The sequence below is a fragment of the Pseudocitrobacter vendiensis genome (assembly GCF_943590815.1).
Taxonomy (GTDB): Bacteria; Pseudomonadota; Gammaproteobacteria; order Enterobacterales; family Enterobacteriaceae; genus Pseudocitrobacter; species Pseudocitrobacter vendiensis.
Map to the genome: position 1 here is coordinate 20721 of NZ_CALSBS010000012.1, position 24776 is coordinate 45496.

Here is a 24776-nt window from a genome sequence, read left to right on the forward strand (position 1 = left end):
ATCCGCGCTTTCGCCCCTGCCGCCCGGCGTGGGGTAACGTTATTTGAGTTAAGACTCTTTTTGGAACGGCAAGATGAACCAGTCTCTAAAAAAGATGAGCCTCACTGGGCTTATTCTGATGATCTTTACGTCGGTGTTTGGCTTTGCCAATAGCCCGTCGGCATTCTATTTAATGGGCTACAGCGCGGCCCCTTTTTATATTCTCTCAGCACTCTTCTTCTTCATTCCTTTCGCCTTAATGATGGCGGAAATGGGATCGGCATACCGCAAAGAAGAGGGCGGCATCTATTCGTGGATGAATAATAGCGTTGGGCCACGCTTCGCTTTTATCGGCACCTTTATGTGGTTCTCATCCTATGTTATCTGGATGGTCAGTACCGCGGCGAAAGTGTGGGTGCCGTTTTCCACCTTTTTGTGCGGTTCGGATCAAACGCAGGTGTGGGCTTTCGCTGGTCTGACCCCCACGCAGGCTGTCGGTATTCTGGCGGTATGCTGGATGCTGCTGGTGACGTTTGTCGCTTCCCGTGGGATCAACAAAATCGCCAAAATTACCGCAGTGGGCGGGATTTCGGTAATGTGCCTGAACCTGGTATTGCTGGTGGTGAGCATCACCATTCTGGCGCTGAACGGCGGGAATTTTGCAGAGCCGATTAACCTTGTCGCGTCGCCAAATCCGGGCTACCAGTCTGGCCTGGCGATGCTGTCGTTTGTGGTATTTGCTATCTTTGCCTATGGCGGCATCGAAGCGGTCGGCGGTCTGGTGGATAAAACCGAAAACCCGGAGAAGAACTTTGCGAAAGGCATTATCTTCGCGGCGATCGTTATCTCCATCGGTTACGCGCTGGCGATCGTTCTGTGGGGAGTGAGCACAAACTGGCAGGCGGTGCTGAGCAATCGCGCAACTAATCTCGGGAATATCACCTACATCTTGATGCACAGTCTGGGCGAAACGCTGGGGCATGCGCTGGGATTATCGCCTGAAGCGACCACCTCGCTTGGCATATGGTTTGCGCGCATTACCGGCCTGTCGATGTTCCTCGCTTATACCGGCGCGTTCTTCACCCTCATCTACTCGCCGCTGAAAGCCATTGTGCAGGGTACGCCAAAAGCGCTGTGGCCGACGTCCGTCACGCGCCTGAATGCCAGTGGTATGCCGGAAACCGCAATGTGGGCGCAGTGTGGCCTGGTGTGTCTGTTTATTCTGCTGGTATCGTTTGGCGGTGATACGGCTTCCGCGTTTTATAACAAACTGACGCTAATGGCGAACGTCTCAATGACGCTGCCGTATCTTTTCCTTGCGCTGGCGTTCCCGTTCTTCAAAGCGAAAACCAATCTGGAAAGGCCGTTTGTTATCTTTAAAACGCGCGCTTCTGCGCTGGTCGCCACTGCGGTGGTGGTGCTGATTGTCTCGTTCGCAAACATCTTCACCGTTATCCAACCGGTGATTGAAGCGAATGACTGGAGCAGCGCCCTGTGGATGATTGGCGGGCCAATCTTCTTCTCGCTGATGGCGATGGGGATATATGAGAACTATCGCCGCCGGACAGCGAATGCGCCTGAGCTGGCGATGGAGTAAGAAAGAGGATCGGTAGGCCTGATAAGCGAAGCGCCATCAGGCAGTGGCGGGGGCGCTACGCTTGCCCGCCCTACCGAACCTTTACATGTTTTACAAACTTCCCGCCTTACGTCCACGCCCAGCGGACGTTAACGTTCTTCCCGCTGGCGTTTTTGTTCCCCCCAGGCTTTCCAGACGCATCTGGAACGGTGGGAATGGCATATCGATACCGTGCTCGCGGAAGCCGGCAAGAATCAGCTGGTGGATTTCATGGCGTAGTGGCATACGGTGGCCCATCTCCGCTGCGTAGATACGCAGTTCAAAGATTTGAATCCCCTGTTGCAGGTCGACCAGGAAAGCCTCCGGTGCCGGGTTATCAATGACCAGTGAACAACGTTGTGCCGCGGTCAGCAGGATCTGCGTAACCTCTTCGCTATTAGCGTCCGACGGTGCCGGAATGCTCAACACCACGCGGGTAACCGAATCCGACAGCGACCAGTTGATGAACTGCTCGGTGATAAAGGCTTTATTCGGCACGATAATCTCTTTGCGGTCCCAGTCGCTAATGGTAGTGGCGCGGGTGTTGATTTTGGTGACGCTCCCGGTCAAATCGCGAATGGTGACCGTATCGCCGATACGAATCGGCTTCTCAAACAGGATAATCAGGCCAGAGATAAAGTTGGCGAAAATTTCCTGTAAGCCGAAACCTAATCCGACACCGAGTGCCGCAACCAGCCACTGTAATTTCGACCACTCAATCCCAATCATCGAGAAGCCAATCAGCCCGCCAAATAGCATCAGCAGGTACTTGGTGATGGTGGTAATCGCGTACCCGGTACCAGGCGTCAGATTAAGATGTTGCAGCAGCGCCAGTTCAAGCAGTGCGGGCAAATTGCGTACCAGTTGGGTGGTGATGATAAACACCAGGATCGCAATCAGCACCGCGCCGAGCGTAATGGGCTCAATACTTTCCACACCCTGCACGGTCGAGGAGACATCCCACAGTGAGATATTTTCCAGGAAGCCGAAAGCGGAGTGAATTTCGGACCACAGCACAATCACCGAAACTAACGCAATCAACATCAGAATCGAGCGTACCAGACGCAATGACTGGGCGCTGATGGTGTCGAGATCGACTTCGCTGACCTCGGCTTCCACCGATCCTTCAAGGCTGGTGGAGTGCGTCTCTTCTTCGCCTCTGGCGCGGTTAGCCAGCATCTCTGCGCGTCGATGTTTGGCACGGTCAAACGCCAGACGACGGCGCTGTATCAACATCCAGCGGCGGATGACGTGGTAGATCACCAGCAACAGGAACCAGATGGCGACCGAGGTTTCCAGACGTGCGAGCAATGCCTGTGATGTTGCCAGATAACCGACGGCCGCCGCGAGAATTGCGACCATTGGTGCACCGGAAAGCAGGTTCCACAGCAGGCGGTTGACCATGTTATCGCCATCGCCCTCTTTATCGAGCCAGAGGGGAATACCTGCGCGTTTCAGGCTGAGCGTGACCACCGCCAGCGCGCCGCAAATCAGGATGAAACACAGCCTGCCTAATGAGGCGGAAAACTCGCGATCGTTGAGATTATCGAACATGATCAGCGCCATAATCAGCGGCACGATAAGACCGATACTCATCAGATAATAACGCATCGCCCGCAGCACGCGGTTGCGCGGCCAGCCGAAGTGTACGATGAACAAGCCGTTCGGACGGGCAAAGGCAGCGCAGATCATCACTACCCACAGCAGCGGCACGGTGGCGGTTACGCCATCGCCAATCGCCACGGCAAGCGGATAAGGCCAGGCCTCCTGAAGGCCATAACCCAGCGTTGCCCACAGCACGGGCAGGGGAGATGCCACCAGAATCGACCAGAAAACGGTACGCATGGTCAGCCAGAAATGATCCTGGGTGACTTTGCCCACGCGCGCGCTGGAACGTTCCAGAAAACGGGTGAAGTGTTTGCGCGAACTGATACTGAAGCCCACCAGAATTAGCGCCGCAAAGAGCGGTAGCAGCGTCTGCTTGCTGGTGAGCATCATCGCGGTGGCTTTACCTAGCTGGCTGAAGGTATCCAGCGAGATTAAGCGGCGCAGATCCTGCACCACTTCCAGCGGCCAGCTGAAGTCCATTGGCCGCACGTCTGAGGTCCAGAACAGATACCGGTGGGTGGCTTCATTCACCTCTTTTAACGCGTCTTCCAGTTGGCTATTGGAAACTTTCAGTTTGGTAAGTTCCAGAATCAGCGTGTCTCCACCCTGCAACAGCGAGTTGAGGAGTTCACGCTGAGTGCGAAGCTGCGCTTCCAGTATACGATTTTGCTCTGCGGTAAGCGGTTTGCCATCGGCCTGCTGGATCTGGCGCAGTTGCGGCTGCTTATTGAGTAAATCTTCATAGCGCAGCCGATGCACGCGCAGCTGCGCCATTTCGGTATCAAGCTGCTGGGGCTTGGGCATTTCCGGCAGGCGAGCAACCTGCGCGCGTAACGCTTCGCCTAACAGATTAGAGGAACCCAGCCACTGCGACTGCTCGCGCAGCGTGTTCAGCGCCTGACGAACCTGCAAGGTTTGGCTTGTCGCCTGGCGCTGCTGTGAGGCCACCAGGTCCATACGCTGAGCCTGCTGATTGAGCGCCTGAGAAAGCTCACGGTTAACTTTGAACTGATTAACAATCCCGACGGGCAGGTTAGCGCTGTTTTCGGCAAGCAGTTCGGTGCTTTCCAGCGCCCGTTCCGCTTCGCGCTGGCGCTGGCTGTTAAGCTGATTGCGCAGCGCCTGAAGATACGCATCCAGCTGTTCGCCCTGTTTCTGCGCCAGTTCTGAACGCATGCGTGACAGCTCCTGGCGATTGTTTGCCGAAAGCTGCGCCAGTTCCAGTTCATCAACCAGTGCCTTCAGACGCGCAGAATCGGCCTGTAACGCCAGGTTTTGCGCCTGCGCCTGTGGTGTGTTGGCCGTTTGCGTGCCGACGCGGCGTTCCACTTCATTCAACTGGCGACGGGCATCGGTTTGCTGTTGCGGCAACTGATTCAGGGAGTCGGCGATTTCCCGCGCGCGCTCCTGCTCCTGCTGCGCCAGGCGGCTTTTTTCCAGCAACTGGCTGCTGACCTGAAGAATTTCCTGACTTAGCGCGTCAGCGCTCATGCCTTCAGGAACCTCGCGCGGCTCTTCCCGCAGGTTATTCAGTTGGGTGCGTAATGTTTGGGAAAGTTTAGGAAAGTTGTCGATTACATGCTGATACTGCGTGGCGCGCTCAAGGGAGCCTTTTCGCTCCTCGAGCGCGTTCAGCGCACCCTGCAAGGTTTCAACGGTTTCGGGCTGGGCAGGTTTGGCGGATTTAGCCTGCTCCAGCTCCTGAGCTATCTGTTTGCTATCGGGGGCCGTCGCTGCGTACGCCCCCAGGCTGAGGCACCAGGCCATCAGGAAAGTGATAATCAGGCGCACGTCAGAACCCTTTTTGAAGTTAGCTTTCGTCTTTCTTGTCTTCAACCAGCGGGCTGGCTGCAATTTCAGCCGCCACTTCTTCCTCTGGCAGGACTTCCGGCTCTGGAACGACAACGGCTTCGGTTGAGACTGCCAGTGGTTGGCCCAACTTCGTCACAGAGAGGCTTTTCAGCTCTTCAATCAACTGGACTTTACCTGGCGCGAAGAGGTTGATGACCGTGGAGCCCAGTTTGAAGCGACCCATCTCCTGGCCTTTCAGCAGGGCAACGGAGCCTTCGTTGTCGCCAGCCGGCCAGGTCCAGCGTTTAATGACGCCTTCACGTGGCGGCGTGATCGTACCTGCCCATACGGTTTCGATACTGCCAACGATGGTTGCACCGACCAGAATCTGCGCCATCGGGCCAAATTCGGTATCGAACAGGCAAATAACGCGTTCGTTACGGGCAAACAGGTTAGGTACGTTCTGCGCGGTCAGGTGGTTCACGGAGAAGAGATCGCCCGGCACGTAGATCATTTCGCGCAGGATACCGTTGCACGGCATATGGACGCGGTGATAGTCACGTGGCGACAGGTAGGTAGTGGCGAAAGTCCCGTTGCGGAAAAGATCTGCCATCAGGTAGTTACCTGCCAGCAGCGCTTCCAGCGAATAGTCGTGGCCTTTGGCCTGCAAAATTTTGTCTTCTTCGATACGGCCTAACTGGCTGATCACACCGTCGGCAGGCATCACCAGCACGTTAGGGTCGGTATTCAGCGGGCGCACTTCATCGCGCAATGGACGGACGAAGAAATCGTTGAAGGTACGATAGCTGGCGGTATCTGGTTTCTGCGCCTCTTGCATATCGACCTTGTAGTATTTCACAAACAGATCGATAACCAGCTTGGTCAGCCATCCTGCTCGCTTGCTCGCACCCCAGCCTGCGAGGCGGGTAAGCCACAGTTTAGGCAGAATGTATTGCAGTGAAAGTTTAAGATCGTTTAACAAAGTAGCCTCCAGGCCATGATGTGTCGTTCCTGAACCCGCATCAGGCGCGGGTCCCAAAAGAAAAGGTGGCGATTTTAACGACGCACGCGATAAATGTCAGTCGCTAAAGCATAATTCTCAGTTATCACCATCAGAAAAGTTTTTACGCGTTTTTACCTGCGACATACTTTCCAGAATGCGGTGATAATTTTCGAATCGCGTCTCGGCAATTTTACCTTCTTCAACGGCTTCGCGGATGGCGCAACCGGGATCGGTGTCATGTTTGCAGTCGCGGTATTTGCACAAACCCAGATAATCATGGAATTCGACAAAGCCGTTGGTGATTTGTTCCGCCTCAAGATGCCAGAGGCCAAATTCTCGAACGCCAGGAGAATCAATCACATCGCCGCCATGCGGGAAGTGATACAGGCGTGCGGCGGTCGTGGTGTGCTGGCCTAAACCGGAGTTATCGGAAACATCATTGGTGAGGATCCGTTCTTCATTCAGCCCCAGCAACGCATTCAACAGGCTCGATTTCCCGACGCCAGACTGCCCGGCAAAAATACTGATGCGGTCGGTCAGCGCTTCTTCCAGCGGTTTCAAACCATCCTGTGTATGGCTGGAAACCATCAGCACGCGATAGCCAATGTTGCGGTAGATATCCATCTGCTCATTCACGAAAGCCATGCTTTCGTCGTCCAGCAGATCGATTTTATTCAGCACGATGAGCGGTTCGACGTCCAGCGTTTCGCAGGCGACGAGATAACGGTCGATAATATTCAGCGACAGTTCCGGCAGAATGGCCGAGACGATAACGATTTGATCGATATTGGCGGCAATCGGTTTTACGCCGTCGTAAAAGTCCGGGCGCGTCAGCACCGAGGTACGCTCATGTACCGCTTCCACGATGCCTTTGACGTTCACGCCTTCGGCTGCCGCTTTACCCGGACGCCAGACAACGCGATCGCCGGTAACCAGCGAACGAATGGTGCGGCGGATGTTGCAGCGGTGCGTCTCGCCGTCGGCGGATTCAACGTCAGCATGCATGCCAAAACGGCTGATAACGGTGCCTTCAGCGGTTTCACCAAACAGATTGTCATCGTAGTCGGGCTTCTCCGCAGTCGTTTTAAGACGGCGCTGGTGGTTAGCCGACACGCGACGCTGTTGACCTTTGGAGAGTTTATTTTTACTCAATCGTACAGACTCCTGGTCGCCCATAATGGGCAAAAGATCTATGATACACGCTATTTTAGATGAATATAGTCACGCGATAAGGGTGGAAAATAACATGAGTGCAGATGAAAACAACCTGATTTGGATCGATCTGGAGATGACCGGTCTCGATCCCGAGCGCGATCGCATTATTGAAATCGCCACCCTGGTGACTGATGCGAATCTGAACATTCTGGCTGAAGGCCCGACCATTGCGGTGCATCAGTCCGATGAACAACTGGCGCTGATGGATGAGTGGAACGTGCGCACGCATACCGGCAGCGGGCTGGTCGAACGCGTGAAAGCAAGCACCCTTGACGACCGCGCGGCGGAACTGGCGACGCTTGAATTCCTTAAGCAGTGGGTTCCGGAAGGGAAATCGCCAATCTGCGGCAACAGCATCGGCCAGGACCGTCGTTTCCTGTTTAAGTATATGCCGGAACTGGAATCCTACTTCCACTATCGTTATCTGGACGTGAGCACACTCAAAGAGCTGGCGCGTCGCTGGAAGCCAGAAATTCTCGATGGCTTTAAGAAGCAGGGCACGCACCAGGCAATGGATGATATCCGTGAGTCAGTGGCTGAACTGGCCTACTATCGCGAAAACTTTATTAAGCTCTGATCCTCGTCTTTGCCGGATGGCGCTTGCCATTCGGCGTAAAAAGCACCAGGATGATGAATTATTCGGCACTTAAACGAGATTTCAAAAAAAACGCTTCAGGGGGGGTTGCAGCAAAACGGATTTCTCGTATAATGCGCCTCCCGTAACGACAGAGAAATCAACGTTACGACAGCGTCAAATTAATCACCGGATTTCAGGTTTAGAGCTTAGAAATCATGATGATGCGGGAATAGCTCAGTTGGTAGAGCACGACCTTGCCAAGGTCGGGGTCGCGAGTTCGAGTCTCGTTTCCCGCTCCAAAATTTGAAAGATGCTTTCTAAGCATGCACCACCCAAGCGGGAATAGCTCAGTTGGTAGAGCACGACCTTGCCAAGGTCGGGGTCGCGAGTTCGAGTCTCGTTTCCCGCTCCAAAATTTGAAAAGTGCTTTCTAAGCACGCACCACCCAAGCGGGAATAGCTCAGTTGGTAGAGCACGACCTTGCCAAGGTCGGGGTCGCGAGTTCGAGTCTCGTTTCCCGCTCCAAATTTTCTTTCTGATTTATCAAAACCCACAGTGAAGTTGATTCGCTGAGGCGATTTTTCGTTTCTGAAATACTCTTGTGAACAGAGTTATCCACAGGTTCAGGCACTTTTCCTGGAATGCAAAAATCTTCGAACGGTGAATAGTATCTTTATATCTTATTGATAAACATTGAAAAAATAACATTTCAAAATGTTAATTCGATCACTTGACCTCTCTGTGTGCTTTGAATCCCTTTGCTTTTTTATTTTTATTCACAGCCTGTGAATGTTTTACGCGTCCCGCGGTAATCCTTTCTCAATCACTCTCACCAGACGCTGTTTCTTCGGTAACTGCACCTCGACTACGCAGGCATTTCGTTTCTCAATTTGCTGCGCAATCGCCCATTCTATGTGTTCATCGAGAAGTGGGTGCTCACCTCGGCGCGTCTCAAGCGCCTGAATAACCGCTTCACTCCACGGCGCATTGCCCAGCGCAACGGCGATATTACGCAGCCAGCGAAGATGGCCGATACGGCGAATAGGCGAACCTTCAGTGACTTTCAGGAACCAGGCTTCATCCCAGGCAAAGAGTTCAATCAATTCCGGGGCATGCAGCGCCTTACGCGGGCTAAAGTCTGCTTCGTCTGTCAGTTGTGAAAAACGATTCCACGGACAAATCAGCTGGCAATCGTCACAGCCGTAGATGCGGTTACCCATCAGTGGGCGAAATTCTTCCGGGATGGCGCCTTCCAGCTCAATGGTGAGATAGGAGATACAGCGTCGCGCATCAACGGTGTAAGGCTCCACGATAGCGCCGGTCGGGCAGATGGTCATGCAGGCCACGCAGCGTCCGCACGCTTCCTCTACCGGTTCATCGATGGGTAGGGGCAGGTCAATCAGTAACTCACCGAGGAAAAAGAACGACCCGGCATCGCGGTTGAGGATAAGTGAGTGCTTACCTGTCCAGCCAATCCCGGCTTTTTCGGCGAGCGGGCGCTCAAGAATGGGCGCGGAATCGACAAAAGGTCTAAAATTCAGCGAGACGCATTGTTCCTGAATCATCTCGCCCAATTTTTTAAGGCGATTACGCAGAAGCTTATGATAATCGCGCCCGAGCGCGTAGCGGCTAATGTAACCGAGATCGGGATTTTTCAGGGTGCTGGCAAAGGCCGCATTGGCGGGCAGATAGTTCATTCGCACGCTGATGACGCGCAACGTGCCGGGCTGAAGCTCGTGAGGGCGGGCACGCATCATACCGTGGCGGGCCATCCACTCCATCTCGCCGTGGTACTGTTTGTCGAGCCATGCCTGTAATTTGGGCTCAGAGGCGCTGAGATCGGTATCGGTGATACCCACCTGCTGAAAGCCCAGTTCAGTGCCCCATTGTTTGATTTGTTGCGCTAACTGATTGAGATTGAGGGGCTGTGACATGACGGACCATACATTGATGAGAAACCCTGCAAGTATACCACACTCCGTGTGGGCTGCGGATGACCTGCGTCGCGCAGAAAAAGAGGCGGCGGATAGCCTTGGCATGACGCTGTTTGAACTGATGCTGCGCGCGGGCGACGCCGCGTTTACGCTGGCGCGTGCCACGTACCCAACAGCCACAAACTGGCTGATTCTCTGCGGCCACGGCAATAACGGCGGCGATGGCTACGTGGTGGCGCGTCTGGCGCAGGCGGCGGGCATCAACGTTACCCTGCTGGCGCAGGAGAGCGATAAACCGCTGCCGGAAGAGGCCCAAGCCGCGCGCCAGGCCTGGTTGAATGCGGGCGGTGTGATTCACTCGCCGCAAACCGTGTGGCCGGAAGAGACCGACCTTATCATCGACGCGCTGCTCGGCACGGGCTTACAGAGCGCGCCGCGCGAGAATATTGCTCGCCTGATAGAGCTGGCGAATCGGCATTCCGCGCCCATTTTCGCTCTCGATATTCCCTCTGGCCTGAACGCGCAAACCGGCACCACGCCGTGTGCAGTGATTCACGCCACGCATACCCTCACGTTTATTGCCCTGAAGCCTGGCTTATTAACCGGCAAGGCGCGAGACGTCGTGGGGCGTTTGCATCATCATGCGTTAGGTCTGGAATGCTGGCTTGACGCGCAGACGACCGATATCAGCCGTGCCGATGCGTCACAACTCACCGCGTGGTTCCCGCCGCGTCGCCCGACGTCGCATAAAGGGGACCACGGCAAACTGGTGATTATCGGCGGCGATCACGGTACCGCTGGCGCGATACGCATGACCGGTGAAGCCGCGTTGCGCGCGGGGGCAGGATTAGTGCGAGTGCTTACTCGCATTGAGAACGTTGCACCGATTATTACCGCCAGGCCGGAGTTGATGGTGCATGAACTGACGCCTGAAATTCTTGATGAGAGTCTGCAATGGGCGGATGCGGTAGTCATTGGCCCCGGGCTTGGGCAAAGCGCGTGGGGAAAACAGGCGCTGAGAAAGGTAGAAAACGTCAATAAACCGATGCTCTGGGACGCCGACGCGTTGAACCTGCTGGCAATCAATCCCGATAAACGTCACAATCGTGTGTTAACCCCGCATCCCGGCGAAGCCGCGCGGTTACTGAACTGTCGCGTGTCAGAAATTGAAGACGATCGCTTACTTTCTGCGCAGCGTCTGGTAAAACGGTATGGCGGCGTGGTGGTGCTGAAAGGCGCGGGCACGGTAGTGGCCTGTGAAGCGGGGGCAATAACGCTAATTGACGCCGGAAATGCCGGGATGGCCAGCGGCGGAATGGGTGATGTGCTCTCCGGCATCATTGGCGCATTGCTGGGGCAGGCCTTCTCGCTTTATGATGCTGCCTGTGCGGGCTGTGTCGCGCACGGTGCGGCGGCAGATGAACTCGCGGCGCGTTTCGGTACCCGCGGTATGCTGGCCACCGATCTCTTTTCCACGCTGCGGCGTGTTGTTAACCCGGATGTGATTGACGTAGACCATGATTAATCGAGTGATTCCCTTACCCGACGAGCAGGCGACCTTAAACCTTGGCGACCGTGTGGCGAAAGCCTGCGATGGCGCGACGGTTATCTATCTGTACGGCGATCTCGGCGCCGGTAAAACCACCTTCAGCCGTGGCTTCCTGCAAGCGCTGGGACACCGCGGCAACGTCAAAAGTCCAACCTATACGCTGGTCGAACCGTATACCCTCGATAAACTGATGGTTTACCATTTCGATCTCTACCGTCTTGCCGATCCCGAGGAGCTCGAATTTATGGGGATCCGCGATTATTTTTCTAATGATTCCATCTGCCTGGTGGAATGGCCGCAACAGGGCGCGGGTGTACTGCCTGAACCGGATATCGAAATACACTTAGATTACCAGGCGCAAGGGCGTGAGGCGCGCATAACCGCTGTCTCCTCATTGGGTGAGTCTCTGCTGGCGCGGTTTGCCGGTTAATTTTAGGGATCACGGGATGATTTTACGCGCAAAAGGTTGGCTGGCTGCGGCGCTGATGCTGTTCAGCGTCGGCGCAACAGCGGCCACGTTATCCGATATTCAGGTTTCAAATGGCGATCAGCAGGCGCGCATTACCTTCAGTTTTATGGGCGATCCTGAGTACGCATTCAGCCAGGATGGCCCGCGCAGCGTGGCGCTGGATATCAAACAGACGGGCGTGATTCAGGGGCTGCCGCTGCGTTTTAGCGGCAATAATTTGGTGAAAGCAATTCACTCCGGTACGCCAAAAGACGATCAGTCATTACGTTTGGTGGTCGATCTCACGCAAAAGGGTAAAACCCAGGCGGTGAAAAAGCAAAACGGAGCCAGCTATGTGGTGGTGTTTACCATCGATGCTGATGTTCCGCCGCCACCGCCGCCACCTCCTGCGCCGGTAGTGGTCAAACCGGTAGAAGCGCCAGTGGTGGCGCCTGCGCCGCGTCCGGTGGAACCTGCGCGTAATCCGTTTAAAACGCAAAACGATCGCATCACGGCGGTGACCAATACCGATACGGCGATTTCGCGCCCTGCCAGCCGCACACGCGTAGCCTCGGGCGACAAAGTGATTATTGCCATTGATGCGGGGCATGGTGGTCAGGACCCAGGCGCTATCGGTCCTGGCGGCACGCGTGAGAAGAACGTGACGATTTCCATTGCCCGTAAGCTGCGCACGTTGCTCAATGACGACCCGATGTTTAAAGGTGTGCTCACCCGCGACGGCGATTACTTTATTTCGGTGATGGGGCGTTCAGATGTGGCGCGTAAACAAAACGCACACTTCCTGGTGTCGATTCATGCCGATGCCGCGCCAAGCCGCTCAGCAAGCGGCGCGTCCGTATGGGTACTCTCTAACCGTCGCGCCAACAGCGAAATGGCGGGTTGGCTGGAGCAGCACGAGAAACAATCCGAGCTGCTGGGCGGCGCGGGCGATGTGCTGGCAAATAGCCAGGCCGACCCGTACCTGAGCCAGGCGGTGCTCGACTTGCAGTTCGGCCACTCCCAGCGCGTAGGCTATGACGTCGCCACCAATGTGATAAGCCAGCTACAGCGCGTGGGTAATATCCACAAGCGTCGCCCGGAACACGCCAGCCTTGGCGTACTGCGCTCGCCAGATATCCCGTCGATTCTGGTCGAAACTGGTTTTATCAGTAATACATCGGAAGAACGCCTGCTGGCCAGCGACGACTATCAGCAGAAACTGGCGGAAGCGATTTACAACGGGTTGCGTAACTATTTCCAGGCGCATCCGATCCAGTCTGGCCCGAGAGAAGATCAGGCCCAGACTGCCAGCGCCAACGCATCAACCGGAACGTTGATTAACTAAGGAGTCTTCATGCCGATTCAGGTTCTGCCGCCACAGCTCGCGAACCAGATTGCCGCTGGCGAGGTGGTAGAGCGACCTGCGTCGGTGGTGAAAGAACTGGTGGAAAACAGCCTCGATGCGGGGGCAACCCGCATCGATATTGATATCGAACGCGGCGGCGCGAAGCTTATCCGCATTCGCGATAACGGCTGCGGTATCAAAAAAGACGAGCTGGCGCTGGCGCTGGCTCGTCACGCCACCAGTAAAATTGCCTCGCTCGACGATCTGGAAGCCATTATCAGCCTCGGCTTTCGCGGCGAAGCGCTGGCCAGTATCAGCTCCGTCGCCCGTTTAACGCTTACTTCCCGCACGGCGGAACAGCCCGAAGCCTGGCAGGCTTACGCGGAAGGGCGCGACCAGGACGTGACGGTGAAACCCGCCGCGCATCCGGTTGGTACCACGCTGGAAGTGTTGGATCTCTTCTACAACACCCCGGCGCGGCGCAAATTTATGCGCACCGAAAAAACCGAATTTAATCATATTGATGAGATCATCCGACGCATTGCGCTGGCGCGTTTCGACGTGGCGATCACCCTTAATCACAACGGTAAGATGATCCGTCAGTACCGCGCGGTTGCGCAGGGCTCACCGCGTGAACGTCGTCTTGGCGCGATTTGCGGCACCGCGTTTCTTGAACACGCACTGGCAATTGAGTGGCAGCATGGCGATTTAACCCTGCACGGCTGGGTTGCGGACCCGAACCATACCACTCCGGCATTAGCGGAAATTCAATACTGCTACGTGAATGGCCGCATGATGCGCGACCGCCTGATTAATCACGCGATTCGCCAGGCCTGTGAAGATAAACTGGGCGCCGATCAGCAGCCGGCATTTGTGCTTTACCTGGAGATAGACCCGCATCAGGTGGATGTCAACGTGCATCCGGCGAAGCATGAAGTGCGTTTCCACCAATCGCGGCTGGTCCACGATTTTATCTACCAGGGCGTGCTGAGTGTGCTGCAACAGCAGCTGGAATCGCCGCTAGCACTCGATGAAGACGATGACGAGCTCGCGCCGCGCTCCATTCCGGAAAACCGTGCGGCGGCGGGGCGCAATCAGTTCGCCGAACCTGCGGCGGCGCGTGAGCCTGACGCCCCGCGTTTTAATGCACCGTCTTCGGGCGTGAGCACGCGTGGCGGCGCAAGCTGGCCGAACGCGCAGCCGGGATACCAAAAGCAGCAGGGTGCGCTCTATCGCCAGTTGCTCGATACCCCGAAAACGCCGGAGAAACCGCAGCCATCGACGCCGGAGTCTCTCGCCGGGCACAGTCAGAGCTTTGGTCGTGTTTTAACTATTGTGCCACCGTGTTATGCGTTACTGGAACGCGGCGGCAAACTTAGCCTGCTGGCGTTGCCCGTGGCGGAACGCTGGCTGCGCCTGGCGCAGTTGACGCCCGGTGAAACGCCGATTTGCGCGCAGCCGCTGTTGATTCCGCTGCGCCTGAAAGCGAGCGATGTCGAAAGCCAGACGTTGCAAACGGCGCAGCCGCAACTCGCCTCGTTAGGCATTGATATTCTGGCAGAAGGCCAGCACGTGACCGTTCGCGCTGTGCCTTTACCCTTACGCCAACAAAATTTACAAAACTTGATTCCTGAACTGATAGGCTATCTGGTGCAACAAAGTCAGGTTGAGGCGGGTGATATTGCCCAATGGCTGGCCCGTAACCTGGCGAGCGAGCATGTTCAATGGAACATGTCTCAGGCTATCGCGATGCTGGCGGATGTTGAACGACTCTGCCCACAGCTGGTCAAAGCACCTCCAGGTGGTCTGTTACAACCTGTTGATTTAGATTCTGCGATGAACGCCCTGAGAAATGAGTGACGTGACCGAGGCTCGCCTGCCAAAGGCAATTTTTTTAATGGGGCCAACCGCTTCCGGTAAAACGGCGTTGGCTATCGAATTACGTAAAGTTTTACCTGTAGAGTTGATTAGTGTTGATTCCGCCCTCATTTATCGAGGGATGGATATCGGGACGGCCAAGCCGAACGCGCAGGAATTGTCAGCCGCGCCGCACCGATTGTTAGACATTCTCGACCCGGCACAGGCGTACTCTGCCGCGGATTTCCGCCGCGATGCGTTGGCCGAAATGGCTGAGATTACCGCTGCAGGGCGTATCCCGCTTCTGGTTGGCGGAACGATGTTGTATTTCAAGGCGTTGCTTGAAGGGTTGTCGCCGTTACCATCGGCAGTTCCCGAGGTCAGAGCGCGAATTGAGCAACAGGCAGCAGAGCAGGGGTGGACAGCGCTGCACGAGCAACTTAAGTCAATTGACCCGGTTGCCGCTGCACGGATTCATCCAAATGATCCGCAAAGACTTTCCCGGGCACTGGAAGTTTTTTTCATTTCGGGTAAAACTTTAACGGAACTGACGCAAACGTCAGGAGACGCTCTGCCCTACAAGGTGCATCAGTTCGCCATCGCCCCGGCGAGCCGTGAACTGCTCCATCAGCGCATTGAGCAGCGTTTTCATCAGATGTTAGCTTCAGGTTTTGAAGCAGAAGTGCGGGCGCTTTTTGCCCGTGGAGATTTGCATACGGATATGCCTTCCATTCGTTGTGTTGGATATCGCCAGATGTGGTCATACCTCGAAGGCGAGATCTCGTACGATGAAATGGTTTATCGAGGAGTTTGCGCCACGAGACAGTTAGCCAAGCGCCAGGTGACCTGGTTGCGCGGTTGGGATGGGGTTCACTGGTTAGATAGCGAACAACCTGAACAGGCGTTCAACGAAGTAATACAGGTAGTTGGTGATTGTGTAGACTGAATGTGTACAATTGAACCGTATTCGTGCGCAATTTTAAGGACCTGTGGGTTCTAAGTACAAATAAGCATATAAGGAAAAGAGAGAATGGCTAAGGGGCAATCTTTACAAGACCCGTTCCTGAACGCACTACGTCGGGAGCGTGTTCCGGTTTCTATTTATTTGGTGAATGGTATTAAGCTGCAAGGTCAAATTGAGTCTTTCGACCAGTTCGTGATCCTGTTGAAAAACACGGTCAGCCAGATGGTCTATAAGCACGCAATTTCCACTGTTGTTCCGTCCCGTCCGGTATCTCATCACAGCAATAACGCTGGCGGCGGCACCAGCAGTAACTACCATCATGGTAGCAACGCGCAGGGTTCTACCACTGCGCAGCAAGACAGCGACGACACAGAATAAGTTAACGCTGTTTCCCGGTCGGGGAGCCTGGTTTACCCGGTTCCCCGCTGGTATTTTATGAGGATTTACGCTTGTTTGACCGTTATGATGCCGGTGAGCAGGCGGTGCTGGTACACATCTATTTTTCGCAAGACAAAGATATGGAAGACCTCCAGGAGTTTGAATCTCTGGTCTCTTCCGCCGGTGTCGAAGCAATGCAGGTGATTACTGGTAGCCGTAAAGCACCGCACCCAAAGTATTTTGTTGGTGAAGGTAAGGCTGTCGAAATTGCGGAAGCCGTAAAAGCGACAGGCGCTTCTGTCGTACTCTTTGACCATGCATTAAGCCCAGCCCAGGAACGTAACCTGGAACAGCTGTGTGAATGCAGGGTGATCGACCGTACCGGTCTGATTTTAGATATTTTCGCCCAGCGTGCGCGCACCCATGAGGGTAAGCTGCAGGTTGAGCTGGCGCAGTTGCGCCATCTGGCGACGCGCCTGGTGCGTGGCTGGACCCACCTTGAACGGCAGAAAGGCGGGATTGGTTTGCGTGGCCCGGGTGAAACCCAGCTCGAAACTGACCGTCGTTTACTGCGTAACCGAATTATGCAAATCCTCTCGCGGCTTGAGAAAGTAGAAAAGCAGCGTGAGCAGGGACGTCGTTCCCGTACGAAAGCTGATGTCCCGACGGTATCGCTGGTGGGTTACACCAACGCCGGGAAATCGACGCTGTTTAACCAGATAACCGAAGCGAAGGTTTACGCGGCAGACCAACTGTTTGCGACGCTGGACCCAACGCTGCGCCGTATTGATGTCGCTGACGTTGGCGAGACAGTGCTGGCGGACACGGTAGGCTTTATTCGCCACCTGCCGCATGACCTGGTGGCGGCGTTCAAAGCAACATTGCAGGAAACCCGTCAGGCGACGCTGCTGCTGCATGTTATTGATGCAGCGGATGTTCGCGTGCAGGAAAATATAGAGGCCGTAAATACAGTGCTGGAGGAGATCGACTCGCTTGAGATCCCGACGCTGTTGGTCATGAACAAAATCGACGTGTTGGACGATTTCGAACCGCGCATCGATCGTGATGAAGAAAACAAACCTGTCCGGGTCTGGCTTTCCGCGCAGACCGGGTTGGGTGTGCCACTGCTTTTCCAGGCTTTAACCGAACGGCTTTCCGGGGAAGTCGCGCAGCATACTCTGCGTCTACCACCTGAGGAAGGGCGTTTAAGAAGCCGGTTTTATCAGCTTCAGGCGATAGAAAAAGAGTGGATGGAGGAAGACGGCAGTGTCAGTCTGCAAGTTCGTATGCCGATTGTTGACTGGCGTCGCCTCTGTAAACAAGAACCGGCGTTGACCGATTACGTGGTCTAGCCGGCAGCTTGCCTGGAGCATGGAGTCATTTCGCCTGTCCCCTGCCGTCGCAAGACATTGGGGATCACCGCATAACAAATATGGAGCACATACATGGCGTGGAATCAGCCCGGTAATAACGGACAAGACCGCGACCCGTGGGGAAGCAGCAAACCTGGCGGCAACTCTGAGGGAAATGGAAACAAAGGTGGTCGCGAACAGGGGCCGCCCGATCTGGATGATATCTTCCGCAAACTGAGCAAAAAGCTTGGTGGCCTCGGCGGCGGTAAGAGTGGTTCTGGCGGCGGTACAACCCAGGGGCCTCGTGCGCCAATGGGTGGTCGCATCGTCGGTATCGCAGCGGCAGCCGTCGTCATTATCTGGGCAGCCAGCGGATTCTATACCATTAAAGAAGCCGAACGTGGCGTGGTTACGCGCTTTGGTAAGTTCAGCCATCTGGTTGAGCCGGGCCTGAACTGGAAGCCGACGTTTATCGACGAAGTGACGCCGGTGAACGTGGAGGCCGTGCGTGAACTGGCCGCTTCCGGCGTGATGCTGACCTCTGACGAAAACGTGGTGCGCGTTGAGATGAACGTGCAGTACCGCGTGACCGATCCGCAGCGCTATCTGTTTAGCGTCACCAGCGCCGACGACAGTCTGCGTCAGGCGACCGACAGCGCCCTGCGTGGTGTCATCGGTAAATACACCATGGACCGCATTTTGACGGAAGGTCGTACCGTTATTCGTAGCGATACCCAGCGCGAGCTGGAAGAAACCATTCGTCCGTACAACATGGGTATCACCCTGCTGGACGTCAACTTCCAGGCTGCTCGTCCGCCGGAAGAAGTGAAGTCTTCCTTCGATGATGCGATTGCCGCACGTGAAAACGAGCAGCAATACATTCGTGAAGCGGAAGCGTACACCAACGAAGTTCAGCCGCGTGCAAACGGTCAGGCGCAACGTATTCTGGAAGAGGCGCGCGCCTATAAGACGCAAACCGTTCTGGAAGCACAGGGTGAAGTGGCTCGCTTTGCTAAGATCCTGCCGGAGTATAAAGCTGCACCGCAGATCACCCGTGAGCGTCTCTACATCGAGACCATGGAAAAAGTCCTGAGCCATACGCGTAAAGTGCTGGTTAACGATAATAAAGGTGGCAACCTGATGGTTCTGCCGCTCGACCAGATGCTGAAAGGCGGGAACACTTCCGGTGCAAAGAACGATAACAGCGGGGCCAACAACCTGCTGCGTCTGCCGCCGGCGTCTTCCTCCAGCAACAGCGGAGCGAGCAACTCATCGTCCACCAGTCAGGGCGACATTATGGACCAACGCCGCGCTAACGCGCAGCGTAACGACTACCAGCGTCAGGGGGAATAACGATGCGTAAGTCAGTTATCGCGATTATCATCATCGTGCTGGTAGTGCTTTACACCTCTATCTTTGTGGTTAAAGAAGGTGAGCGTGGGATCAAGTTCCAGTTCAGCAGCGTCGTGCGTGACGGCGACAAAAAACCGTTGATTTATGAGCCGGGCCTGCACTTTAAAGTCCCGTTCATTCAGTCGGTTAAAATGCTGGATGCACGTATTCAGACCATGGACAACCAGGCCGATCGCTTTGTGACCAAAGAGAAAAAAGACCTGATCGTTGACTCCTATATCAAATGGCGCATCAGCGATTTCAGCCGCTACTTCCTGGCAACAGGCGGTGGTGACGTTTCTCAGGCAGAAGTGCTGCTGAAACGTAAGTTCTCTGACCGTCTGCGTTCTGAAATTGGTCGTCTGGATGTGAAAGACATCGTCACCGATTCCCGTGGTCGTCTGACCCTGGAAGTGCGTGATGCGCTGAACTCCGGTTCTGCGGGTACCGAAGACGAAGTGGAAACGCCAGCCGCGGATAACGCGATTGCCGAAGCCGCTGAGCGCGTCACCGCTGAAACCAACGGGAAAGTGCCGGTCATCAACCCGAACAGTATGGCGGCGTTAGGTATTGAAGTGGTCGACGTGCGTATCAAGCAGATCAACCTGCCGACCGAAGTGTCCGAAGCGATTTACAACCGTATGCGTGCTGAGCGTGAAGCGGTTGCCCGTCGCCACCGTTCACAAGGTCAGGAGGAGGCTGAAAAGCTGCGCGCGGCGGCTGACTATGAAGTCACCAAAACGCTGGCGGAAGCTGAGCGTCAGGGCCGTATCCTGCGCGGTGAAGGCGATGCCGAAGCGGCTAAACTGTTTGCTGACGCATTCAGTCAGGATCCAGACTTCTATGCCTTTATCCGTAGCCTGCGTGCCTATGAAAGCAGCTTCCAGAGCAACCAGGACGTAATGGTTCTGAGCCCGGACAGCGATTTCTTCCGCTACATGAAAACGCCGAACGCTACGGCGCGTTAATCGCCCGCTTACAGCGTGATTGTTAAAAACCACCGCATCTTCGGATGCCGGTGGTTTTCTTTTATAAGGACGAAAAATGAACTCCACAATCTGGCTCGCGCTGGCGTTAGTTTTGGTGCTGGAAGGCCTTGGCCCGATGCTTTATCCGAAGGCCTGGCGCAAAATGATCGCTACGATGACCCAATTACCCGATACGATGTTGCGCCGATTTGGCGGCGGTCTTGTGGTTGCGGGCATTGTGATCTACTACATGTTGACGAAATCGATTAGCTGAACAAAAAACGGCCATTTCAGCATGATTTCGAATATAAAAAGTGCTGTATATCTGAAAAAGCGATGGTAGAATCCATTTTTAAGCAAACGGTGATTTTGAAAAATGGGTAACAACGTCGTCGTACTGGGCACCCAATGGGGTGACGAAGGTAAAGGGAAGATCGTCGATCTCCTGACAGAACGGGCTAAATATGTGGTACGCTACCAGGGCGGTCACAATGCAGGCCATACTCTCGTAATCAACGGTGAAAAAACCGTCCTCCATCTTATTCCATCAGGTATTCTTCGCGAAAACGTCACCAGCATCATCGGTAACGGCGTAGTGCTGTCTCCTGCCGCGCTGATGAAAGAGATGAAAGAACTGGAAGACCGTGGTATCCCGGTTCGTGAACGTCTGCTGCTCTCTGAAGCATGCCCGCTGATCCTCGACTATCACGTTGCGCTGGATAACGCACGTGAGAAAGCGCGTGGCGCGAAAGCGATCGGTACTACCGGTCGTGGTATCGGCCCGGCTTATGAAGATAAAGTCGCGCGTCGCGGTCTGCGTGTTGGCGATCTGTTCGACAAAGAAACCTTCGCTGAAAAACTGAAAGAAGTGATGGAATATCACAACTTCCAGTTGGTGAATTACTACAAAGTCGACGCAGTTGACTACCAGAAAGTGCTGGACGATGTCATGGCGGTTGCCGACATCCTGACCGGTATGGTTGTTGATGTGTCTGACCTGCTGGACCAGGCGCGCAAACGTGGCGATTTCGTCATGTTCGAAGGCGCGCAGGGTACGCTGCTGGATATCGACCACGGTACCTATCCGTACGTAACATCTTCCAACACCACTGCGGGTGGCGTGGCGACCGGCTCCGGCCTGGGCCCGCGTTATGTTGACTACGTACTGGGTATCATCAAAGCTTACTCCACTCGCGTGGGTGCGGGTCCGTTCCCGACTGAGCTGTTTGATGACACAGGCGAATTCCTGTGCAAACAGGGTAACGAATACGGTGCAACCACCGGTCGTCGCCGTCGTACCGGTTGGCTGGATACCGTTGCGGTTCGCCGCGCGGTGCAGATCAACTCCCTGTCTGGCTTCTGCCTGACCAAACTGGACGTACTGGACGGCCTGAAAGAGGTTAAACTCTGCGTGGCTTACCGTATGCCGGATGGTCGTGAAGTTACCACCACTCCGCTGGCAGCAGACGACTGGGAAGGTATCGAACCGATTTACGAAACCATGCCTGGCTGGTCTGAATCCACTTTCGGCGTGAAAGACCGTAGCGGCCTGCCACAGGCAGCGCTGAACTACATCAAACGTATCGAAGAAGTGACCGGTGTGCCGATTGATATTATCTCTACCGGCCCGGACCGTACCGAAACCATGATTCTGCGCGACCCGTTCGACGCATAATGAATGGAAATGCCCGGTAACGAGAGTCACCGGGCCTGTAGGCCGGATAACGCGCATTGCGCTGTATCCGGCTTAATATCTTGCAAGATCCGCGCTTTTTTCCTTCCCGCACCGAAAAAATTAGCGACCTGGCTGGTGGCTGGTTTATCATCAATATAAATATTCGAAATTATTCTTCCCGAGTTCCTGTTCCCCTGAGGTTGATGTGCAGTTAACAAGCTTTACCGATTATGGATTACGTGCGCTTATCTACATGGCGTCGTTGCCAAATGGCAAGATGACCAGTATCTCTGAAGTGACAGAGGTCTACGGCGTGTCACGTAACCATATGGTGAAAATCATCAACCAGCTAAGCCGCGCGGGGTACGTGACGGCAGTGCGGGGGAAAAATGGCGGGATCCGGCTGGGCAAGCCGGCGGAGACGATTCGCGTAGGCGACGTTGTCCGCGAACTGGAACCTCTCTCGCTGGTGAATTGCAGCAGTGAGTTCTGCCACATCACACCAGCCTGTCGATTGAAACAGGCACTTTCTCAAGCCGTGCAAAGTTTTCTCAAGGAACTGGATAACTACACACTGGCCGATTTGGTTGAAGAGAATCAACCGCTTTATAAATTATTGATGGTGGAGTGACGAAAATCTCTGCCAAAGATGACAACGGAGGAACCGATATGTCACAAGACCCTTTCCTGGACCGCGAAGCTGAAAAATACGCCAATCCTATCCCGAGCCGGGAATTTATCCTCGATCATTTAACAAAACGTGAAAAACCTGCCAATCGTGAAGAGCTGGCGGTTGAACTGAACATTGAAGGCGAAGAGCAGATAGAAGCGCTTCGCCGTCGCCTGCGCGCCATGGAGCGTGATGGGCAACTCGTTTTTACCCGCCGCCAGTGCTATGCGCTGCCGGAACGCCTCGACCTGCTGAAAGGCATGGTTATCGGTCATCGTGATGGCTATGGCTTCCTGCGCGTAGAGGGGCGTAAAGACGACCTGTATCTCTCCAGCGAGCAGATGAAAGTCTGCATGCATGGTGACCAGGTGCTGGCGCAACCGCTGGGCGCGGATCGTAAGGGCCGTCGCGAAGCGCGTATTGTGCGCGTGCTGGAGCCGAGAACCGGGCAAATCGTTGGCCGCTACTTCACCGATGCGGGCGTCGGTTTTGTCGTGCCCGACGACAGTCGCCTGAGCTTTGATATTCTCATCCCGCCAGAAGCGGTGATGGGGGCGCGTATGGGCTTTGTGGTGGTGGTCGAACTGACCCAGCGCCCAACCCGTCGCACCAAGGCGATTGGTAAAATTGTCGAAGTGCTCGGCGATAACATGGGCACCGGCATGGCCGTTGACATGGCGCTGCGTACGCATGAAATCCCTTACGTTTGGCCACCAGCGGTAGAAGCGCAGGTTGCCGGGCTGAAAGAGCTGGTGCCGGAAGACGCGAAAATTGGCCGCGTCGATCTGCGTGATTTACCGCTGGTGACTATCGACGGTGAAGACGCCCGTGACTTTGACGATGCGGTTTACTGCGAGAAAAAACGCGGTGGCGGCTGGCGTCTGTGGGTGGCGATTGCCGACGTAAGCTATTACGTTCGTCCTCCAACCCCGCTGGACAAAGAGGCGCGCAACCGTGGTACGTCCGTTTACTTCCCGTCGCAGGTTGTACCGATGCTGCCGGAAGTGCTCTCTAACGGCCTGTGTTCGCTGAATCCGCAGGTTGACCGCCTGTGTATGGTCTGCGAAATGACCGTCTCATCCAAAGGCCGCTTAACGGGTTATAAATTCTATGAAGCCGTGATGAGCTCGCACGCGCGTCTGACCTACACCAAAGTGTGGCATATGCTGCAGGGCGATCAGGATCTGCGTGAGCAGTATGCGCCGCTGGTTAAGCACATCGAAGAGCTGCATAACCTCTATAAAGTGCTGGATCAGGCACGTGCTGAACGCGGCGGTATCTCGTTCGAAAGCGAAGAAGCGAAGTTTATCTTCAACGCAGAACGTCGTATCGAACGCATTGAGCAGACGCAGCGTAATGATGCGCACAAACTGATTGAAGAGTGCATGATTCTGGCGAACATCTCGGCGGCGCGTTTCGTTGAGAAAGCGAAAGAACCGGCGCTATTCCGTATTCACGATAAGCCAACGACGGAAGCGATTACCGCATTCCGTTCGGTTCTGTCGGAGCTGGGTCTGGAACTGCCTGGCGGTAATAAGCCGGAGCCGCGCGATTACGCCGAGCTGCTGGAATCCGTCGCTGACCGTCCTGACGCCGAAATGCTGCAAACCATGCTGCTGCGTTCGATGAAGCAGGCGATTTACGACCCGGAAAACCGGGGTCACTTCGGTCTGGCGTTGCAGTCGTACGCGCACTTTACCTCGCCGATCCGTCGTTATCCTGATCTGTTGCTGCACCGCGCCATCAAGTATCTGCTGGCGAAAGAGCAGGGCCATAAAGGCAACACCACGGAGACCGGTGGCTATCACTACTCGATGGAAGAGATGCTGCAACTCGGTCAGCACTGTTCTATGGCCGAACGCCGCGCTGATGAAGCCACGCGTGACGTCGCGGATTGGCTGAAGTGTGACTTCATGCAGGATCAGGTGGGTAACGTCTTTAAAGGCGTGATTGCCAGCGTGACCGGCTTCGGCTTCTTTGTCCGTCTTGATGAGCTGTTTATTGATGGCCTGGTCCACGTTTCATCGCTGGATAACGATTACTATCGTTTTGACCAGATTGGTCAGCGTTTGATTGGTGAATCCGGCGGGCAGACCTATCGTCTGGGCGACCGCGTAGAAGTTCGCGTGGAAGCGGTAAACATGGACGAGCGTAAGATTGACTTCTCGCTGATTTCCAGCGAACGCGCGCCGCGTAATGTCGGCAAAACTGAACGCGAAAAAGCGAAGAAAGGCCCGGCGAATAAAAACGGCAGTCGCCGTCGTCAGGTTGGCAAGAAAGTGAATTTCGAGCCGGACAGCGCATTCCGCGGTGAGAAAAAGCAGAAACCTAAAGCCGCGAAAAAAGACGCGAGAAAAGCGAAGAAGCCATCGGCGAAAACGCAAAAAATCGCCGCTGCGACGAAAGCAAAACGCGCAGCGAAGAAGAAAGTGGCGGAGTAAAATTCGCCCCTCACC

At 55.1% G+C, this 24776-nt stretch carries 19 protein-coding genes and 3 tRNA genes; 18 read left to right on the plus strand and 4 right to left on the minus strand.

What is annotated here, in order from left to right; translation table 11 throughout:
• Nucleotides 1-73 precede the first annotated feature (73 nt).
• Nucleotides 74-1576, plus strand: a complete 1503-nt coding sequence (gene yjeM / locus NMC31_RS13735) for a glutamate/gamma-aminobutyrate family transporter YjeM (protein ID WP_149465071.1) — start codon at nt 74-76, stop codon at nt 1574-1576.
• 90 nt (nt 1577-1666) lie between these two features.
• Here yjeM and mscM read toward each other — a convergent pair whose 3' ends face one another.
• The 3 genes from mscM to rsgA form a co-directional block, all read right to left on the minus strand.
• Nucleotides 1667-4993, minus strand: coding sequence for a miniconductance mechanosensitive channel MscM (gene mscM / locus NMC31_RS13740; protein ID WP_149465070.1), 3327 nt, complete (start codon nt 4991-4993; stop codon nt 1667-1669).
• A 19-nt stretch (nt 4994-5012) separates the two neighbouring features.
• The gene (gene asd, locus NMC31_RS13745) at nt 5013-5975 is read right to left on the minus strand and encodes an archaetidylserine decarboxylase (RefSeq protein WP_253898277.1); all 963 of its coding nucleotides are present in this window, start codon (nt 5973-5975) and stop codon (nt 5013-5015) included.
• A 117-nt stretch (nt 5976-6092) separates the two neighbouring features.
• Nucleotides 6093-7148: a small ribosomal subunit biogenesis GTPase RsgA gene (rsgA, locus tag NMC31_RS13750; RefSeq protein ID WP_253898278.1), complete on the minus strand. Its 1056-nt coding sequence runs from the start codon at nt 7146-7148 to the stop codon at nt 6093-6095.
• Between the two features lie 94 nt (nt 7149-7242).
• Between rsgA and orn the strand changes: the two genes are divergently transcribed.
• The 4 genes from orn to NMC31_RS13770 all read left to right on the plus strand — a co-directional run bounded on the left by orn (nt 7243) and on the right by NMC31_RS13770 (nt 8313).
• Nucleotides 7243-7788, plus strand: a complete 546-nt coding sequence (gene orn / locus NMC31_RS13755; RefSeq protein WP_149465068.1) for an oligoribonuclease — start codon at nt 7243-7245, stop codon at nt 7786-7788.
• Between the two features lie 223 nt (nt 7789-8011).
• Nucleotides 8012-8087 (plus strand) — tRNA-Gly (locus NMC31_RS13760).
• Nucleotides 8088-8124: 37 nt separating this feature from the next.
• A tRNA-Gly gene (locus tag NMC31_RS13765) sits at nt 8125-8200 on the plus strand.
• A 37-nt stretch (nt 8201-8237) separates the two neighbouring features.
• Nucleotides 8238-8313 (plus strand) — tRNA-Gly (locus tag NMC31_RS13770).
• A gap of 269 nt (nt 8314-8582) precedes the next feature.
• Here NMC31_RS13770 and queG read toward each other — a convergent pair.
• Nucleotides 8583-9722, minus strand: coding sequence for a tRNA epoxyqueuosine(34) reductase QueG (gene queG, locus NMC31_RS13775; RefSeq protein ID WP_253898279.1), 1140 nt, complete (start codon nt 9720-9722; stop codon nt 8583-8585).
• Here queG and nnr point away from each other — a divergent pair.
• The 13 genes from nnr (at nt 9721) to rnr (ending at nt 24761) form a co-directional block, all read left to right on the plus strand.
• The gene (nnr, locus tag NMC31_RS13780) at nt 9721-11247 is read left to right on the plus strand and encodes a bifunctional ADP-dependent NAD(P)H-hydrate dehydratase/NAD(P)H-hydrate epimerase (RefSeq protein ID WP_253898280.1); all 1527 of its coding nucleotides are present in this window, start codon (nt 9721-9723) and stop codon (nt 11245-11247) included. The two genes, queG and nnr, sit on opposite strands and share 2 nt — an antisense overlap.
• A complete protein-coding gene (tsaE, locus tag NMC31_RS13785; protein WP_149464976.1) occupies nt 11240-11701 on the plus strand; it encodes a tRNA (adenosine(37)-N6)-threonylcarbamoyltransferase complex ATPase subunit type 1 TsaE in 462 nt (153 codons plus the stop codon). The genes nnr and tsaE overlap by 8 nt, the downstream gene beginning before the upstream one ends.
• A 16-nt stretch (nt 11702-11717) precedes the next feature.
• A complete protein-coding gene (amiB, locus tag NMC31_RS13790) occupies nt 11718-13064 on the plus strand; it encodes an N-acetylmuramoyl-L-alanine amidase AmiB (protein ID WP_253898281.1) in 1347 nt (448 codons plus the stop codon).
• Nucleotides 13065-13073: 9 nt separating this feature from the next.
• The gene (gene mutL / locus NMC31_RS13795; RefSeq protein WP_253898282.1) at nt 13074-14924 is read left to right on the plus strand and encodes a DNA mismatch repair endonuclease MutL; all 1851 of its coding nucleotides are present in this window, start codon (nt 13074-13076) and stop codon (nt 14922-14924) included.
• On the plus strand, nt 14917-15867 hold the full coding sequence (gene miaA, locus NMC31_RS13800; RefSeq protein WP_253898283.1) for a tRNA (adenosine(37)-N6)-dimethylallyltransferase MiaA: 951 nt from the start codon (nt 14917-14919) through the stop codon (nt 15865-15867). The genes mutL and miaA overlap by 8 nt, the downstream gene beginning before the upstream one ends.
• Nucleotides 15868-15951: 84 nt before the next feature.
• Nucleotides 15952-16263 carry an RNA chaperone Hfq gene (hfq, locus tag NMC31_RS13805; protein ID WP_015966213.1) on the plus strand — a complete coding sequence of 104 codons (312 nt, stop codon included), beginning with the start codon at nt 15952-15954 and terminating at the stop codon, nt 16261-16263.
• Between the two features lie 71 nt (nt 16264-16334).
• Nucleotides 16335-17615, plus strand: coding sequence for a ribosome rescue GTPase HflX (hflX, locus tag NMC31_RS13810; RefSeq protein WP_149464973.1), 1281 nt, complete (start codon nt 16335-16337; stop codon nt 17613-17615).
• A gap of 93 nt (nt 17616-17708) precedes the next feature.
• Nucleotides 17709-18968, plus strand: a complete 1260-nt coding sequence (hflK, locus tag NMC31_RS13815) for an FtsH protease activity modulator HflK (protein WP_253898284.1) — start codon at nt 17709-17711, stop codon at nt 18966-18968.
• Between the two features lie 2 nt (nt 18969-18970).
• Nucleotides 18971-19975: a protease modulator HflC gene (gene hflC, locus NMC31_RS13820; RefSeq protein ID WP_149464971.1), complete on the plus strand. Its 1005-nt coding sequence runs from the start codon at nt 18971-18973 to the stop codon at nt 19973-19975.
• A gap of 76 nt (nt 19976-20051) precedes the next feature.
• On the plus strand, nt 20052-20249 hold the full coding sequence (locus NMC31_RS13825) for a DUF2065 domain-containing protein (RefSeq protein WP_253898285.1): 198 nt from the start codon (nt 20052-20054) through the stop codon (nt 20247-20249).
• A 102-nt stretch (nt 20250-20351) separates the two neighbouring features.
• Nucleotides 20352-21650 carry an adenylosuccinate synthase gene (purA, locus tag NMC31_RS13830; RefSeq protein WP_253898286.1) on the plus strand — a complete coding sequence of 433 codons (1299 nt, stop codon included), beginning with the start codon at nt 20352-20354 and terminating at the stop codon, nt 21648-21650.
• Between the two features lie 205 nt (nt 21651-21855).
• A complete protein-coding gene (nsrR, locus tag NMC31_RS13835) occupies nt 21856-22281 on the plus strand; it encodes a nitric oxide-sensing transcriptional repressor NsrR (protein WP_253898287.1) in 426 nt (141 codons plus the stop codon).
• Nucleotides 22282-22319: 38 nt separating this feature from the next.
• On the plus strand, nt 22320-24761 hold the full coding sequence (rnr, locus tag NMC31_RS13840; protein ID WP_253898288.1) for a ribonuclease R: 2442 nt from the start codon (nt 22320-22322) through the stop codon (nt 24759-24761).
• Nucleotides 24762-24776: the final 15 nt, after the last annotated feature.

Coding starts and splice junctions, on each gene's coding strand:
- yjeM (WP_149465071.1), top strand. CDS start 74: ATGAACCAGTCTCTAAAAAAGATGAGCCTCACTGGGCTTATTCTGATG.
- orn (WP_149465068.1), top strand. CDS start 7,243: ATGAGTGCAGATGAAAACAACCTGATTTGGATCGATCTGGAGATGACC.
- nnr (WP_253898280.1), top strand. CDS start 9,721: ATGACGGACCATACATTGATGAGAAACCCTGCAAGTATACCACACTCC.
- queG (WP_253898279.1), bottom strand. CDS start 9,722: ATGTCACAGCCCCTCAATCTCAATCAGTTAGCGCAACAAATCAAACAA.
- tsaE (WP_149464976.1), top strand. CDS start 11,240: ATGATTAATCGAGTGATTCCCTTACCCGACGAGCAGGCGACCTTAAAC.
- amiB (WP_253898281.1), top strand. CDS start 11,718: ATGATTTTACGCGCAAAAGGTTGGCTGGCTGCGGCGCTGATGCTGTTC.
- mutL (WP_253898282.1), top strand. CDS start 13,074: ATGCCGATTCAGGTTCTGCCGCCACAGCTCGCGAACCAGATTGCCGCT.
- miaA (WP_253898283.1), top strand. CDS start 14,917: ATGAGTGACGTGACCGAGGCTCGCCTGCCAAAGGCAATTTTTTTAATG.
- hfq (WP_015966213.1), top strand. CDS start 15,952: ATGGCTAAGGGGCAATCTTTACAAGACCCGTTCCTGAACGCACTACGT.
- hflK (WP_253898284.1), top strand. CDS start 17,709: ATGGCGTGGAATCAGCCCGGTAATAACGGACAAGACCGCGACCCGTGG.
- hflC (WP_149464971.1), top strand. CDS start 18,971: ATGCGTAAGTCAGTTATCGCGATTATCATCATCGTGCTGGTAGTGCTT.
- NMC31_RS13825 (WP_253898285.1), top strand. CDS start 20,052: ATGAACTCCACAATCTGGCTCGCGCTGGCGTTAGTTTTGGTGCTGGAA.
- purA (WP_253898286.1), top strand. CDS start 20,352: ATGGGTAACAACGTCGTCGTACTGGGCACCCAATGGGGTGACGAAGGT.
- rnr (WP_253898288.1), top strand. CDS start 22,320: ATGTCACAAGACCCTTTCCTGGACCGCGAAGCTGAAAAATACGCCAAT.